The sequence below is a fragment of the Nocardia salmonicida genome (assembly GCF_036142455.1).
GTDB classification, from domain to species: domain Bacteria; phylum Actinomycetota; class Actinomycetes; order Mycobacteriales; family Mycobacteriaceae; genus Nocardia; species Nocardia salmonicida.
The window spans coordinates 1,236,764-1,251,039 of sequence record NZ_CP108014.1; the positions used below are offsets into that span (position 1 = coordinate 1,236,764).

A 14,276-nucleotide genomic window follows, 5' to 3' on the forward strand; every position below is an offset into this window, starting at 1 on the left:
CTATCTCTCGAGAAGTCAGCAGTTGCTCGGGGCGGTCTCGCCGCGGAATCGGGCATCGAGCCACGCGACGGCAGACGGAAAACCCATCACCGCGGTGGCCAGATGATCGGGGCTCGGATAGAGCTCGGACAGCACCGGTGTCCCGGCCCGGCAGTAGCGCTGGTTCGTGCGATCGACGGCGTCGACGGGGATGAGCGGGTCGATGGGGGTGTGCCACTCGAAGATCGGCATCGTGGGCACGGGCTCGAACAGCTCCAAACTGTTGGCGTCGCCCACTTCCCACGCCCGCGGGTCGTCGATCAGGGACACGGTCGAGGCGAGATCGGAGGCGCTGTGCATCGCACCGGCGGCGATGAGTTCGACGGTGCAACCGTTGGACATGGCATCGCGCACCGCCAAGCCGGTGTCGTTGAGCTGCGCGCTGATCGGAAGACGATCGGGGTACTCGCGTTCGAGCCCGAGCGCGGCGGCCATCGCGAGCCCGAACATGGGATGCGGGGCGAAACCGAGTGCGCGCGCCATCGTGGTGATGTTCATAGGCACACCGCCCTGCGCGGCGCCGACCAGGCGCAGTTCGGGCGCGTACTGGGGCGCGAGCGCGGCAGCCCAGCCGGTGGCCATGCCACCGCCGGAGTAGCCGAGCATGGCCGAGGGGCTGTCGGCGAGGCCGAGTTCTCCGACCCTGGTCGCGGCGCGAATGCCGTCGAGGGTGATCTGGCCGCCGAGTTTGGCCGCGCCGTAGGCGGCGTTCGGGCCGAGATGGTCGGGCAGGGCGATGCTCCAGCCGCGCAGCAGCATCGTATTCAGCAGCGGCACAGCACGATAGAGCAGATTGGGATCGTAGGCGTAGAGAGCGCGCGAGACCGCGCACTGGGTGCCGAGGCCGTTGATGATGTGCTGATAGGACAGCAGCGGCGCGCCCGGGCGATGATCCTTCGGGGTGAGGATCGTGGTGGTCGCGGCGATCGGTCGCCCCTGCGAGTCGTTGGATCGGAACTTCACCAAAGTGACTGTGGCGGTGGGGAAGTAGGGCAGCGGCTCCTGCACGCGGACCGCGAGCACGGCGCCGGGTTCCTTGCTCGCGATGTCGGCGGGCGCGGCGTAGAAGGGGTCGGGGTCGGGCGCCGGATACACCGGTGGCGCGCCGACAGCCGACGGTGGGCCCGAGGCGGCGAGCAATCCGACCATGAGGGCACAGGTCAGGGTGCGCAGACTAATTCTCATGGATCACCGCCGACGCGGGGAAGTGGACACCGGTGGCGCGTTCGGACACCGTCCACAACTGCTGCCACAGGGCCCGGTCCTGCGACAATGCGCTCGACGGGCAGGCGCCGACCGGTCCTCGGGTCTTGAACAGCTTGGTCGGGCCCCAGTAGATGTCGGGGTCCGCATCCGGTGCGGTGGCGGCATACAGCATGGATCGGGCCGCGGCGGTGCGTGATTGGCCGACCAGGCGGATGAACGGCTCGGCGACGTAATCGAGTGGCGTCTGGGTCTTGGCGACGAGCCCGGTCGGCGCGACACCGGGGTGCACGGCGTAGGAACGCAGCGTCGACCCGGATTCGCGGAGCCTGCGCTGCAGTTCACGGCCGAAAATCAGAGTCGCCAGTTTCGATTCCGGATAGGCCGCATGCCGGCTGTATCGACGGTGTTCGAAGCGCAGATCGTCGAGCGGAAGCGCGTTGGTCCACCCGTGGGAAATGCTCGACAACGAGAGCACCCGGTCTTTGATCCGATCCAGCAGCAAGCCCGTCAACGCGAAGTGCCCGAGATGGTTGACCCCGAATTGTGTTTCGAATCCGTCGGCGGTACGGGCGAACGGCACATTCATCAACCCGGCATTGTTGATCAACACATCGAATTCGCCACACTCTCGCGCGAATCGGCGCACATCGGACAGGTCGGCAAGATCCAAGGCGGCCACGGAGATATCGCCGTCCAGCTGATCGGCGATATCCCGCCCTCGTTTCGTATCCCGGCAGGCCATGATCACCGTGGCGCCACGGGCAGCCAACGTGCGGGTCACCACCTCGCCGAGTCCGCCGTTGGCCCCGGTGATAACGAATCGTCGGCCGTGCTGATCCGGTATCGGATCGGGAGTCCTTGCCATGGCGCATGACCTTACGAATCGCAGTCATCGGGTGGCAATGCGTTTGGAAAATGTCAGGGACGACGCGGCGGCCATTGGTCGTTTCCCAAAGAGGTTCGGCGCGCCGCGAATTCGCTTGCCCACTGTCGTAGCGTGGCGCCGGTCAGTGTTGTCGAGTAGATCGCTGGGCGAATACCCGATCCCGCCGCACTGCTCGCTTCCCTGTCGATACCCCTGATGCAGGAGATGTTTGCCCTATGGCTCGCGAAGACGAACTACGCACTTACATGAAGAAGGCGATCCGGGAACTGCAGACCACCCGCGCGCGCCTCGACGATGTGGAAGCGCGGGCGACCGAGCCGATCGCCATTGTCGGCATGGCGTGCCGTTACCCGGGTGGGGTGACCTCGCCGGAGCAGTTGTGGCAGGCGGCGGTCGACGGGCGCAGTCTGGTGTCGCAGTGGCCGACCGATCGCGGCTGGGACATCGAGGGTCTGTTCGATCCGGAACCGGGCGTGCCGGGCAAGTCGTATGTGCGAACGGGCGGATTCCTCGACGGCGCCACCGGATTCGACGCGAACTTCTTCGGGATCAGCCCCCGTGAGGCCCAGGCGATGGATTCGCAGCAGCGGCTGGTGCTGGAGACCGCATGGGAAGCCTTCGAGCGGGCCGGCATCGACCCGACGACGGTTCGCGGCAGTGCGACGGGCGTCTTCGTCGGCTTGATGCCGGACTCCGAAGGCCCGTCGTCGCGCGATATCGATGATCGATTGCGCGAGACGATCGACCAGTTCCTGATGACCGGTCAGGCGTCGAGCATCGCCTCGGGGCGGGTGTCGTATGTGCTGGGACTCGAAGGCCCGTCGGTCACGGTGGACACGGCGTGCTCGTCGTCGCTGGTCGCGATACACCAGGCGGTGCGATCGTTGCGCTCCGGTGAGTCGACGATGGCGCTGGCCGGCGGTGTCACCGTGATGTCGACACCGGCCGCGTTCGTCGCGTTCTCCACCCAGCGCGCGCTGGCGGCCGACGGCCGGTGCAAGTCCTTCGCCGCGGGTGCCGACGGCACCGCGTGGGGCGAGGGTGTCGGCATGCTTCTGCTCGAGCGCGTCTCCGAGGCCAGGCGCCTCGGGCACAAGATCCTGGGTCTGGTGCGTGGCACCGCGGTGAACTCCGACGGCGCGTCCAACGGTCTGACCGCGCCGAACGGGCGGTCCCAGCAGCGAGTGATCCGATCGGCGCTGGCGGACGCGGGGTTGGCCACGACGGACGTGGACGTCGTCGAGGCGCACGGGACCGGGACCCGGCTGGGCGATCCCATCGAGGCGGAGGCCTTGCTCGCCACCTACGGTGCCGAGCGCGAGGGCGGCGAGCCGCTGTTGCTCGGCTCGCTCAAGTCGAATATGGGACATACGCAGGCCGCCGCCGGGGTCGGTGGGCTGATCAAGATGGTGATGGCGATGCGGCACGGGGTGGTGCCGCCGACGCTGAATGTCGATGAGCCGACGCCGCATGTGGATTGGTCGTCGGGCTCGGTCCGATTGGTGACCCAGGCACAGGCGTGGCCCGCGACCGGGCAGCCGCCGCGCGCCGCGGTGTCGTCCTTCGGCATCAGCGGCACCAACGCGCACGTTGTCATCGAGCGAGGCGATTTCTCGCCGGAGGTAGATCGAGCTGCCGAAACCGTTGCACCGCCGGTGATTCCGTGGGTCGTCAGCGCGCGCTCCGCGGCCGCGGTGGCCGCTCAGGCGAGCGCGCTGCTCGCCCGGCTCGAGACAGCCGACCCGGTCGATGTCGGCGTCGCGCTGCTCGGCACCCGTGCTCGATTCGAGCATCGCGCCGTGATCGTCGGCCACGACGCCGAGGAACTGACCGCCGGGCTGCGAGCGCTCTCGGATGGGCAATCGGCGCAGAACGTGGTGCGTGGCACTGTCACCGGGGCGGTCACAGCGGTGATGTTCCCCGGCCAGGGCGCTCAGCGCGCGGGGATGGGGCGCGAGTTGTACGAGGGCTATCCGGTGTACCGCGCCGCCTTCGACGAGATCTGCGCGGAGTTCGACCAGCATCTCGAAACACCACTGCGCGAAGTCGTTTTCGACGATCAGGACACCGTGGGCGCGCTCGACCGGACCGAGATCACCCAGGTCGCCCTCTTCGCCACCGAGGTGGCGATGTACCGCCTGGCCGAATCATGGGGATTGCGACCGGCGTTCGTGCTCGGTCACTCGATCGGAGAGATCGTCGCCGCCTATGTGGCCGGGGTCTGGTCGCTCGCGGATGCCTGCACCCTGGTCGCCGCACGCGGTCGACTCATGCAGTCCGCGCCCGCGGGCGGGGCGATGATCGCGGTCGCCGCGGACGCGGAGACCGTGGCCGAGCTCGTGCGCCGACACGATGATGTCGGCATCGCCGCGGTGAACGGGCCCGCGTCCGTGGTTGTTTCGGGTGCGGCGGATTCCGTGGACGCCATCGCCGGGCAACTGTCGGCCGACGGCGTGCGAACCACCCGGTTGCGGGTGAGTCATGCGTTCCATTCGTCCCAGATGGACGCGGTGCTGGCGGAATTCGGTGCAGTCTGTCGTGGACTCATCTATCGCCCGCCGACCGTGCCGGTGATCTCGGCGCTCACCGGCAAGGTGGCCGAGGCCGCGCAGCTGTGCTCGCCGGACTACTGGGTGAGCCACCTGCGCGAACCGGTCCGCTACCTGGACGCGGTGCGGTGGGCGCGCGAACAGGGCGCGGTGAACTGTTTCGCCGAGATGGGGCCGGGGGCCGCGCTGACGGCGATGGTGCACGAGATCGTCGATGATGGCGCGGGGATGACCGCCGCCGCGTTGCAGCGGCCCGGCATCGCCGGTGATATCGCGTTCGTCGCCGGCTTGTCCGCGCTGTATTCCCAAGGGGCAGCGCTGAATCTGGCCGCACTCTTCGAGGGCGCCGACCCCCGTCCGATCGACCTGCCCACCTATGCCTTCCAGCGTGAGCGGTTCTGGCTCGAGGTGAGCGAGGGCAGCAATGTGCGCGGCGCCGGACTCGACGCCGACGATCATCCGCTGCTCGGCGCGAAGATCGGCCTGGCTCGGGACGGCGGATTGTTGCTGACCGGGCTGCTGTCGCTGCACTCGCACCCCTGGCTGGCCGGGCACCGGATCGGTGGCGCGGTACTGCTTCCCGGCACCGCGTTCATCGAACTGGCCTGGCATGCGGGTCAATCGGTGCAGTGCCCGGTTGTCGGCGAGCTCGTGCTCGAATCCCCGCTCGTGATTCCCGAGACCGGTGCGGTGGAACTGCAGGTACTGGTCGGACCGGCACAGGAATCAGGGCATCGGACGATCGGGGTGTACTCGCGTCTACAGACAGCTTCCGCGCCCGAGCTGCCGTGGATCGGACACGCCACCGGCACCGTGCGACCGTCGGACGAGATCGCCGCTGCCACAGCGGACGGCGGCGCGTGGCCGCCCACGGGCGCGGTCGCGCTGACCGTCGGCGACCCTTACGACGCGATGGCGGCAGCCGGATACGAGTACGGCTCCGCCTTCCGCGGCCTCGGTCAGATCTGGCGCCACGGCGACGACGTACTGGCCGAGGTGGCGCTGCCCGAATCGGCCACCGCGGACGCTGCCGAATTCGGTCTACACCCGGCACTGCTCGACGCCGCACTGCACGCGATGATCGCGACCGGCACGGTCGGCCCGACCGAATCCGGCAAGATCCGCCTGCCGTTCGCCTGGGAAGGCGTGTGTCTGCACGCCGTCGGCGCGTCGTCGCTGCGGGTTCGGCTCACCCCGGTCGGCGCCGACCGCATCGGCCTCGAACTCACCGATTCGGCGGGTAGGCCGGTCGCCAGCGCGGAATCGCTGGCACTGCGCGAGATTCCCCTCGCGGCGTTGGGTCAGCGGGCATCCTCCTCGGACGGCGGACTCTACGAAGTGAACTGGGTGACCGTGCCCTCACCCGGACCCATTGCGGGACACGGTGAATGGTCCGAGCTGGACTTCGCTGCCGGCGGCGTAACTGTCGAGCGGTGCGAACGCGCTGACCGCGACCTCGTCGTCGTGCGCGTTCCCACAACCAGCGTCGGTTCGGTGGATCCGGCCGCAGTGCGCGAGCAGGTGACCGCCGTGCAGACGGTGGTGCAGCAATTGCTCGCCGACGACGACTTCGCCAAGGCCCTGGTGATTTTCGTGACCAGCGGCGCCGTCGCGACCCACGGCGCCGAAGATGTCGGTGATCTGGCAGGCGCGGCGGTGTGGGGGCTGCTGCGGACCGCGCAGAACGAGAACCCCGGCCGCATCGCGCTGCTCGATCTCGATGGTCGTGTCGACTACCGCGAAGCGGTGCTCAGCTGCGCCGTGATCACCACCGAGCCGCAGTTGGCGATCCGGCACGGTGAAGCGCACGCGCCGCGCCTGGTACGCGCCGGTGCGGACACGGTCGGGTCCGCCGAACTGCTCGGTGACGACGACTGGCAGTTGGTCGACCACGGGCGCGGAACGCTGCACGGCGACAACATGATTCTGGCCGCGCGACCGGAGACGGAACCGCTCGGACCGGGGCAGGTGCGGATCGCGGTGCGGGCGGCGGGTGTCAACTTCCGTGACGTGCTGATCGTGCTCGGGATGTACCCGATCCCCGATACCGCCATCGGTGGTGAGGGCGCAGGCGTGATCGTCGAAGTCGGCGCCGATGTCGTCGATTTCGCGCCCGGCGATCGGGTGATGGGCATCTTCACCGGGGTGAGCGCCACGGTGGTGGCCGACCGGCGCACGGTCATCAAGATTCCCGCGGGCTGGTCGTTCGAGGATGCGGCGGCCGCGCCGATCGTGTTCGCGACCGCCTACTACTCGCTGGTCGACCTGGCGCAGGTGCGGGCGGGGGAGTCGCTGCTGATCCACGCCGCCACCGGTGGTGTCGGTATGGCAGCGGTGCAGCTGGGGCGCCATCTCGGGTTGGACCTCTACGTCACGGCCAGCCCCGGCAAGTGGGATGTGCTGCGCGCGAACGGCTTCGACGACGAGCGGATCGGCAATACGCGAACCACCGAGTTCAAGACGAAGTTCCTCGACGCCACCGGTGGGCGCGGTGTCGATGTCGTGCTCGACTCGCTCGCCGGCGACAAAGTGGACGCGTCGCTGGATCTGCTCCCGCGTGGCGGTCGGTTCATCGAGATGGGACTGACCGACCTGCGCGACGCCGACGAGATCGCGGGCACCCACCCGGGCGTCCGCTACCAGAACTTCATCCTGATGGAGGCAGGCCCCGACCGGCTGCGCGAGATCCTGACCGAGCTGCGCGCACTCTTCGAATCCGGTGTCCTGCGACCACTTCCGGTCACCCGCTGGGATGTGCGACGGGCGCCCGAGGCGTTCCGGCAGCTGAGCCAGGCCCGCCACGTCGGCAAGTACGTGCTGACCGTGCCGACTCCACTGGATCCAGACGGCACCGTCCTGGTGACCGGCGGCACCGGCGGGCTCGGCGCGCTGGCCGCCCGGCACCTGGTGACCGCGCACGGGGTTCGTCACCTGCTGCTGACCAGCCGTCGCGGACCCGACGCGGACGGCGCGGCAGAACTCGTGGCCGAACTGTCCGCACTCGGCGCCCAGGTCGAGATCGCCGCCTGCGATGTCGGCGACCGCGCCGCGCTCACGGCACTGGTCGCGGCGATACCCGCCGCGCACCCGCTGACCGGGGTGGTGCACACCGCGGGCGTCGTCGACGACGCGCTGTTCACCGAGCACACCCCGGAGCACATCGCGACAGTGTCGCGCCCCAAGGCCGATGCAGCCTGGTATCTGCACGAGGTCACCCGGGCGCACCCCCTGTCGATGTTCGTGCTCTACTCCTCGATCGCGGGTCTGCTCGGCAACCCCGGCCAGGCGAACTACGCCGCCGCCAACGGTTTCCTCGACGCGCTGGCCCAGCATCGGAGCCACCGCGGCCTGCCTGCCACCGCGATGGCCTGGGGGCTGTGGGAACGCGGCACGGGCATCACCGGTCACCTGACCGAGCGGGACCTGCGGCGAATGCGCCGCGAAGGGCTGATCCCGCTCACCGACGACGACGGCATGGCCCTGTTCGACAGCGCCCTGTCGACCGGCAGACCGCTGGCGGTGCCCGCACGGCTCGACCTCACGGCACTGGGCTCGCTCGGCGACGTCGACGAGATGCCCGCGATGCTGCGGTCGCTGCTTCGCGGTCCGCGCCGGGCGGCCGGCGGCGGCTCCGACGAGTCGGCGAAGCTGCTGGCGAGCCTGACCGGTCGCGAACCGGCCGAACAGGAGGCAATCATCCTCGGCGTCATCCGATCGCACGCGGCAGCCGTCCTCGGTCATGCGTCCGCGGAGGCGGTGCCCGCCGAGACCGCGTTCACCGACCTCGGTTTCGACTCGCTGGGCGCCGTGGAATTCCGTAACCGGCTCGAAGCGGCCACCGGCGCGAAGTTGCGCACGACGATCGTCTTCGACTATCCCAATGCCGCCGCGCTGGCCGATTACCTGCGCACCGAGATCGCCCCCGTGGACGACCCGGCAGCGCGGATCGTCGGACAACTCGACGCGCTGGCCGCGGGTTGTGTCGGAGTGGAGCTGGCGCCGGAGCGGGTCGACGAACTGCTGGTGCGGATCAACGACCTCGTGCGCACCCTGCGCGGTGACGCGGCGGGCGATGTCGTCGACAACATCGACGGCGCCGATGACGACGCCCTTTTCGATCTCATCGACCAGGTCCGTTCGGTCTGAGCCGGACCAGAAAGCGAGAGAGTCGAATGGCCGACGAAGCGGAACTGCGCGCCTATCTCAAACGCGCCACCCGACAGTTGCAGGAGACCAGACAGCAGCTCGGTGACGAGCAGGCACGCGCGCGGGAACCGATCGCGATCGTGGGAATGTCGTGTCGGTTCCCCGGCGGGATCGCATCACCCGATCACCTGTGGCAGGCGCTGATCGAGGGACGCGACCTGATCACCGAGTTCCCGGCGGATCGGGGCTGGGACGTCGACGGGTTCTACGATCCCGACCCGGACAAGTTCGCCAAATCCTATGTGCGCGAAGGTGGTTTCCTCGAGGGCGCGGGCGAGTTCGATGCCGGGTTCTTCGGGATCAGCCCCCGCGAAGCCGAGGCGATGGACCCGCAGCAGCGGCTGTTGCTCGAGCTCGCCTGGGAATCGGTCGAGCAGGCCCGCGTCGACCCGACGACGCTGCGCGGCAGCGACACCGGCGTCTTCGTGGGATTCAGCGATCAGGGGTACGGATTCGGCGCCACCCAGGCGTGGGACGGTGCGGAGACCTACTACTTCACCGGCAATCACGCCTCGATGGCGGCGGGACGGGTCGCCTACCTGTTGGGTCTGGAAGGTCCGGCGGTCACCGTCGACACCGCCTGCTCGTCGTCGCTGGTCGCGATTCATCAGGCGATGCAGTCGTTGCGCCTGCGGGAATGCGGCATGGCACTCGCCGGGGGCGTCACGGTGATGTCCACCCCGATGCCGTTCGCGCTGTTCTCCCGTCAGCGTGCGCTGGCGCCGAACGGGCGGTGCAAGTCCTACGCCGCGGGCGCGGACGGCACCGCGTGGGGTGAGGGTGTCGGTTTCGTTCTACTGGAACGTCTTTCGGACGCGCAGCGCCACGGGCACCGGGTACTCGCGGTGCTGCGCGGCTCCGCGGTGAACAGCGATGGTGCGTCCAACGGCCTCACCGCACCGCGCGGTCCGGCTCAGCAGCGGGTGATCGGATCCGCGCTGGCCAATGCCGGTCTGCGCCCGGCCGACATCGACATGGTGGAGGGCCACGGCACCGGCACGGTGCTGGGCGATCCGGTGGAGGCGCAGGCCCTGCTCGCGACCTACGGGCAGCGCGACGGTGCGCCACCGGTGTTGCTCGGCTCGGTGAAATCGAATATGGGACATACGCAGTCGGCCGCGGGGATAGCCGGACTCATCAAGGTGGTCCAGGCGATCCGCCACGAGATGGTCCCGCCCACACTGCATGTCGACGCGCCGACCTCGCACGCCGACTGGACCGAGGATCGCATCCGGCTGGCCCTGCGACTACAACCGTGGCCGCGCACCGAGCACGCACGAAGGGCGGGGGTGTCCTCCTTCGGCATCAGCGGCACCAACGCCCACGTGATCGTCGAGCAAGCACCGCAAACCTCAGCGGCCGATGACCTGACTACACCCGCGCCCGCACACCCGCCGACGCCGTGGCTGCTGTCGGCACGCACCGCCGCCGCACTGTGCGACCAAGCCGCCCGCGTAGGTGAAGCAGTCGCGAACTCCTCGCACCGCCTCGCCGATATCGCCCACTCCTTGGCCACCACGCGAACGCGATTCGACCATCGCGCCGTTGTTGTGGCGAACACCCGCGGTGAGTTCCTGGACGGGCTCGCCGCCATCGCCGGTGGACACACCGCCCCCTCGGCCGTCCTCACGCATCGTGGCACCGGCGGCAAGCTGGCGATGATGTTCCCCGGTCAGAGCGACCGACTCGCGGGCATCGGCAGCGGGCTGTATGACGAGTACCCTGTCTTCGCCGAAGCTCTCGACAGCGTCTGCGCCGGTTTCGACGCCCATCTCGCGCACCCGCTACGCGCGGAGATGTTCGGAACAGGTGAACAGCTCACCCGGACCGAATACACCCAGCCCGCCGTTTTCGCACTGCAGGTGGCGCTGTTCCGGCTGTTCGAATCCTGGGGAACAACACCGGATTTCGTCGTCGGGCACTCCGTCGGTGAACTCTGCGCCGCGCACGTCGCGGGTGTGTTGTCGCTGGACGACGCGATCGCGGTGGTGGCGGCGCGCGGTCGGTTGATGCAACGAATGGCCGTGGGAGCGATGGTCTCGGTGCGGGCATCCTGCGCCGAGGTCACCGACTCGATCGCCGGTCGAGAGTCCGAACTGTCGGTCGCGGCGGCCAATGGGCCGAACGCCACCGTGATCGCAGGCGATGTCGCGGCGGTCGGCGAGCTCGCACGGTACTGGCGAGAACGTGGTCGACGGGTTGCCCGGCTCGGCGTCGACCGCGGTTTCCACTCGCCGCACGTGGATCTGATCGCCGACGAGTTCCGCGCCGTCGTGGCCGGCGTCGGGCTCCAGGAACCGCGTATCCCCATCATTTCCACGGTGACCGGCATGGCATCGGCGCCGGGACAGCTGACTTCGATCGACTACTGGGTACGTCAGGCTCGGGAGCCGGTGCGTTTCCACGACAGCGTGCTGCGGCTGCACGAATCCGGCGTCGTCACCTACCTCGAACTCGGCGCGGGAGACACCCTCTCCGGGCTGGTCTACGAGGCACTCGCCGATACGGGCAGCACGGCGGTCCCGGTGCTGCGCCCCGGCGTCGACGAAGCCGGTTCGGTGGTGAAAGCCGCTGCGGCAGCGTGGGTTACCGGTGCCCAAGTCGAATGGTCGGCGCTGTGTTCCGACGAGACGACCAGGGCGGTCGATCTGCCGACCTATCCGTTCCAGCACCGCCGCTACTGGGTCCACACCGACAGTGCCGTACTGGAGAGCATGATCGGCGTCGCGGGAGCCGAACTCGCCGGTGACCGGAGCGTCGGCCGACGCGAGGGACCGGCGGGGGAGGTGGCGCCCACGCATCCGGACTGGCAGGCCGTCCCCGAGGACGAGCGCTCCGAAGTCGCGGTGCGACTCGTAGTGGATCAGATCCGCGAGATCCTCATCGACCGCACCGAAGACGACATCGATCTCGACGCCACGGTTCTCGCGATCGGACTCACCTCACTGTCCGCCCTCGAACTGCGCGGCAGAATCAATGCCGCCGCGGGCACCGCTCTCTCACTGGAGGACCTGTTCACCCACCCGACCCCACGGGCGCTCGGCGCTGTACTCGCCGCCCGGATCTGGAGCGACGCGTCGACCCACGAGGCGGTGCTCGCATGAGCGGGAAATTGTCGCCGGTGCGTGGCACCCTCGGCTTCGAACAACTGGTGCCCGCCGCGCTGGCCCACCGGCGCGGGCTGGCGGAGGTCTACGTCGCCGACACGGCGATGGTCGGAAGCTCGGAATACCTTGCGGCCGTGCAGGTACCGCGGGCGCACTCGCTCTGGTTCGATCGGCTGGTTCCCTACCATGATCCGTTCTCCGCCGTCGAGGCCGTCCGGCAGGCGCTGCTCGTAGTCGGTCAACGGCACCTCGGTGTTCCCGCCGACGCGCCGGCCAGCCTGCAGCGGATGGCGTTCGCGGTGGAGGACCTGAGCTTGTTCCGCGACAGCGAACGAGAACCGCTAGAGGGGGTGGTTCGCCTTCGACCGGGAGCGGCGGGCACCGGGCGTGGCTACTACCACGACGTGTCCTTCGACGCCACGCTGACCATCCACGGAGCACTGGCGATGACAGTGCGCGGCAGCGGAATCACCTTCCCCCGTGACGCGTACGACGAGTTCCGCGAACTCCAGCAGGGTAAGCGCTCGGCGCTCGTCGCGGTCGGTCCCGATGCGGTGCGGCGTCTCCCACCGGAACTCGTGGGGCGGCGCGATCCCCGCAATGTGGTGCTCGCCCGCACCGCGGCGCAGGACCTGGTCGTGGTGGTGGATCGCGGGCATCCGAGTTTCTTCGACCACCAATACGACCATGTGCCGGGGCCGTTGCTGCTCGAGGTGTTCCGGCAGGCGGCGGTGCTGGCGGCGACCGCGACGGGTCTGCTCGCCTCGCCGGTCGCCGCGGTACTCGACCTCGAGGCCCAGTTCACCGACTTCGCCGAGCTGGACGCCCCCATCACCTGCACCACCGCGGCCGTCGGCGATCTCGACCTGGACGAGATCACGGTCGAGGTGGCGCTGCACCAGTACGGCAACCGCATCGCCCTCGCACACGTCGAGCTGGCGCACTATCCCGTGTCCGGGCAACGATAGGAGAACCTCGGATCATGACCACAGCATCGGCGAAACGGTACGCGGTTATCGGTGGCGGCTTGTCCGGCATCGGCGCCGCCTTCGCACTGCATCGGGCGGGCCACAGCGTCGAACTGATCGAGCAGGACGCGGTGCTCGGTGGCCGCTGCGGCTTCGACACCCTCGGCGGCCGGCCGATCATGATGGGCGGCAAGAACATCGGCCGCCACTACCAGCAGCTGCGAGGCTTCATCGCCGCGTCCGGGGAGCGAACCTACGAGCCGTTCGGAATCAACAGCTCGCAGATCGTCAACGGTGAACTGGTGACCCTCGACAACCCCGGCATCGCCGGTTTCCTGCGCCATCTGCTGCGCATGGGTTCGCCGGTCGACGCGGCGCGCATGCTGTACTACGGTGCGCGCGTGCGGTTCGACGAACGCAACCGCTACCTGGGGTCGGATTATTTCGGTAAGGCGGGAACCGCCAGCGACGACGTCGCGCTCGGCGCGCACTTCGGAGCCGAGTTCGGTCGTACTGTGCTGCGGCCGTTGACAGTTCGGCTCAACGCCGCCGAACCGGACGAGGTGTATCTCGGCGCGTTCGGGGTGAGCCTCGGCATGGTGCAGGACAGATATGACCAACTCGTCGACGGTTTGCAGCCGGTCCTTGACTGGTTCGCCGGGCAGGTGCCGGTCCGGCTGAACACCCGCGTCGATCGCATCGTGCTGCGGGAGGGCCGGGTGATCGGACTCGATACCTCCGAAAACGGCGGCGCCACGACGTTTTCCGCCTACGACGGTGTCGTGCTGGCCGTCCCGGCGTATGCGGCGGCGAATCTGGTGGAACCCGTGGCTCCCGCGCTGAGCAAAGTGCTGGGCCAGGTGGCCTACCAACCGTCCACGGTCGCGGTGGTGCAGTACGAGCAGCCGTTCTTCGGCAGCACCGTTCGGTCGATCGCGTTCGACTCGGGTCCGTGCAGCGCCGCCGGGGTCTACGGCGTCAACGATCTCGACATCGTCCGCTACACCTTCAGTGGGCGCGATGCCCGGCCGACGCCGGATGCGCGACAGCTGGCGAACTGGATCGACGAGGCCGAGGCGAAGGTACGCGGTCATCTCGGTGGACCGTCGATCGCGAGGGTCCGCACCGAAACACGCAGTTGGCCCGCGGCGCACTGCGCCTACCTCCCCGATCACGCCGGGTTCCGCGCGGCTCTCCGCGAGCAGACCGAATCCGTCGCGGGACTGCAGCTTGCGGGTGACTACCTACTCGGGGCGCAGTTGGAAGCCTGCTACCGATCCGGTGTCGCGGCAGCCGACGCATTGACCGCGTGAGC

General features: G+C 68.8%; 6 protein-coding genes. 4 read left to right on the forward strand and 2 right to left on the reverse strand.

Annotated elements, in window-relative coordinates; all coding sequences use genetic code 11:
* Positions 1–15: 15 nt before the first annotated feature.
* Together OHS03_RS06055 and OHS03_RS06060 are read right to left on the reverse strand one after the other, a co-directional pair.
* Positions 16–1,224, reverse strand: coding sequence for a lipase family protein (locus tag OHS03_RS06055; protein ID WP_405150984.1), 1,209 nt, complete (start codon positions 1,222–1,224; stop codon positions 16–18).
* A complete protein-coding gene (locus tag OHS03_RS06060; protein WP_062988432.1) occupies positions 1,214–2,110 on the reverse strand; it encodes an oxidoreductase in 897 nt (298 codons plus the stop codon). The genes OHS03_RS06055 and OHS03_RS06060 overlap by 11 nt, the downstream gene beginning before the upstream one ends.
* 236 nt (positions 2,111–2,346) lie before the next feature.
* Between OHS03_RS06060 and OHS03_RS06065 the strand changes: the two genes are divergently transcribed.
* Genes OHS03_RS06065 through OHS03_RS06080 form a run of 4 tightly spaced genes read left to right on the forward strand, consistent with a single transcriptional unit; the run spans position 2,347 to position 14,274 of the window.
* A complete protein-coding gene (locus OHS03_RS06065) occupies positions 2,347–8,826 on the forward strand; it encodes a type I polyketide synthase (RefSeq protein WP_328661430.1) in 6,480 nt (2,159 codons plus the stop codon).
* 26 nt (positions 8,827–8,852) lie between these two features.
* Complete coding sequence (locus tag OHS03_RS06070) at positions 8,853–11,990, forward strand: type I polyketide synthase (RefSeq protein WP_328661431.1); 3,138 nt, start codon at positions 8,853–8,855, stop codon at positions 11,988–11,990.
* A complete protein-coding gene (locus tag OHS03_RS06075) occupies positions 11,987–12,961 on the forward strand; it encodes an AfsA-related hotdog domain-containing protein (protein ID WP_328661432.1) in 975 nt (324 codons plus the stop codon). Before OHS03_RS06070 ends, OHS03_RS06075 begins: the two co-directional genes overlap by 4 nt.
* 14 nt (positions 12,962–12,975) lie before the next feature.
* A complete protein-coding gene (locus OHS03_RS06080; RefSeq protein WP_328661434.1) occupies positions 12,976–14,274 on the forward strand; it encodes a protoporphyrinogen/coproporphyrinogen oxidase in 1,299 nt (432 codons plus the stop codon).
* Positions 14,275–14,276: the final 2 nt, after the last annotated feature.

Excerpts from the sequence above, each read along its gene's own strand:
- OHS03_RS06055 (WP_405150984.1), bottom strand. The coding sequence starts at position 1,224 with ATGAGAATTAGTCTGCGCACCCTGACCTGTGCCCTCATGGTCGGATTG.
- OHS03_RS06060 (WP_062988432.1), bottom strand. The coding sequence starts at position 2,110 with ATGGCAAGGACTCCCGATCCGATACCGGATCAGCACGGCCGACGATTC.
- OHS03_RS06065 (WP_328661430.1), top strand. The coding sequence starts at position 2,347 with ATGGCTCGCGAAGACGAACTACGCACTTACATGAAGAAGGCGATCCGG.
- OHS03_RS06070 (WP_328661431.1), top strand. The coding sequence starts at position 8,853 with ATGGCCGACGAAGCGGAACTGCGCGCCTATCTCAAACGCGCCACCCGA.
- OHS03_RS06075 (WP_328661432.1), top strand. The coding sequence starts at position 11,987 with ATGAGCGGGAAATTGTCGCCGGTGCGTGGCACCCTCGGCTTCGAACAA.
- OHS03_RS06080 (WP_328661434.1), top strand. The coding sequence starts at position 12,976 with ATGACCACAGCATCGGCGAAACGGTACGCGGTTATCGGTGGCGGCTTG.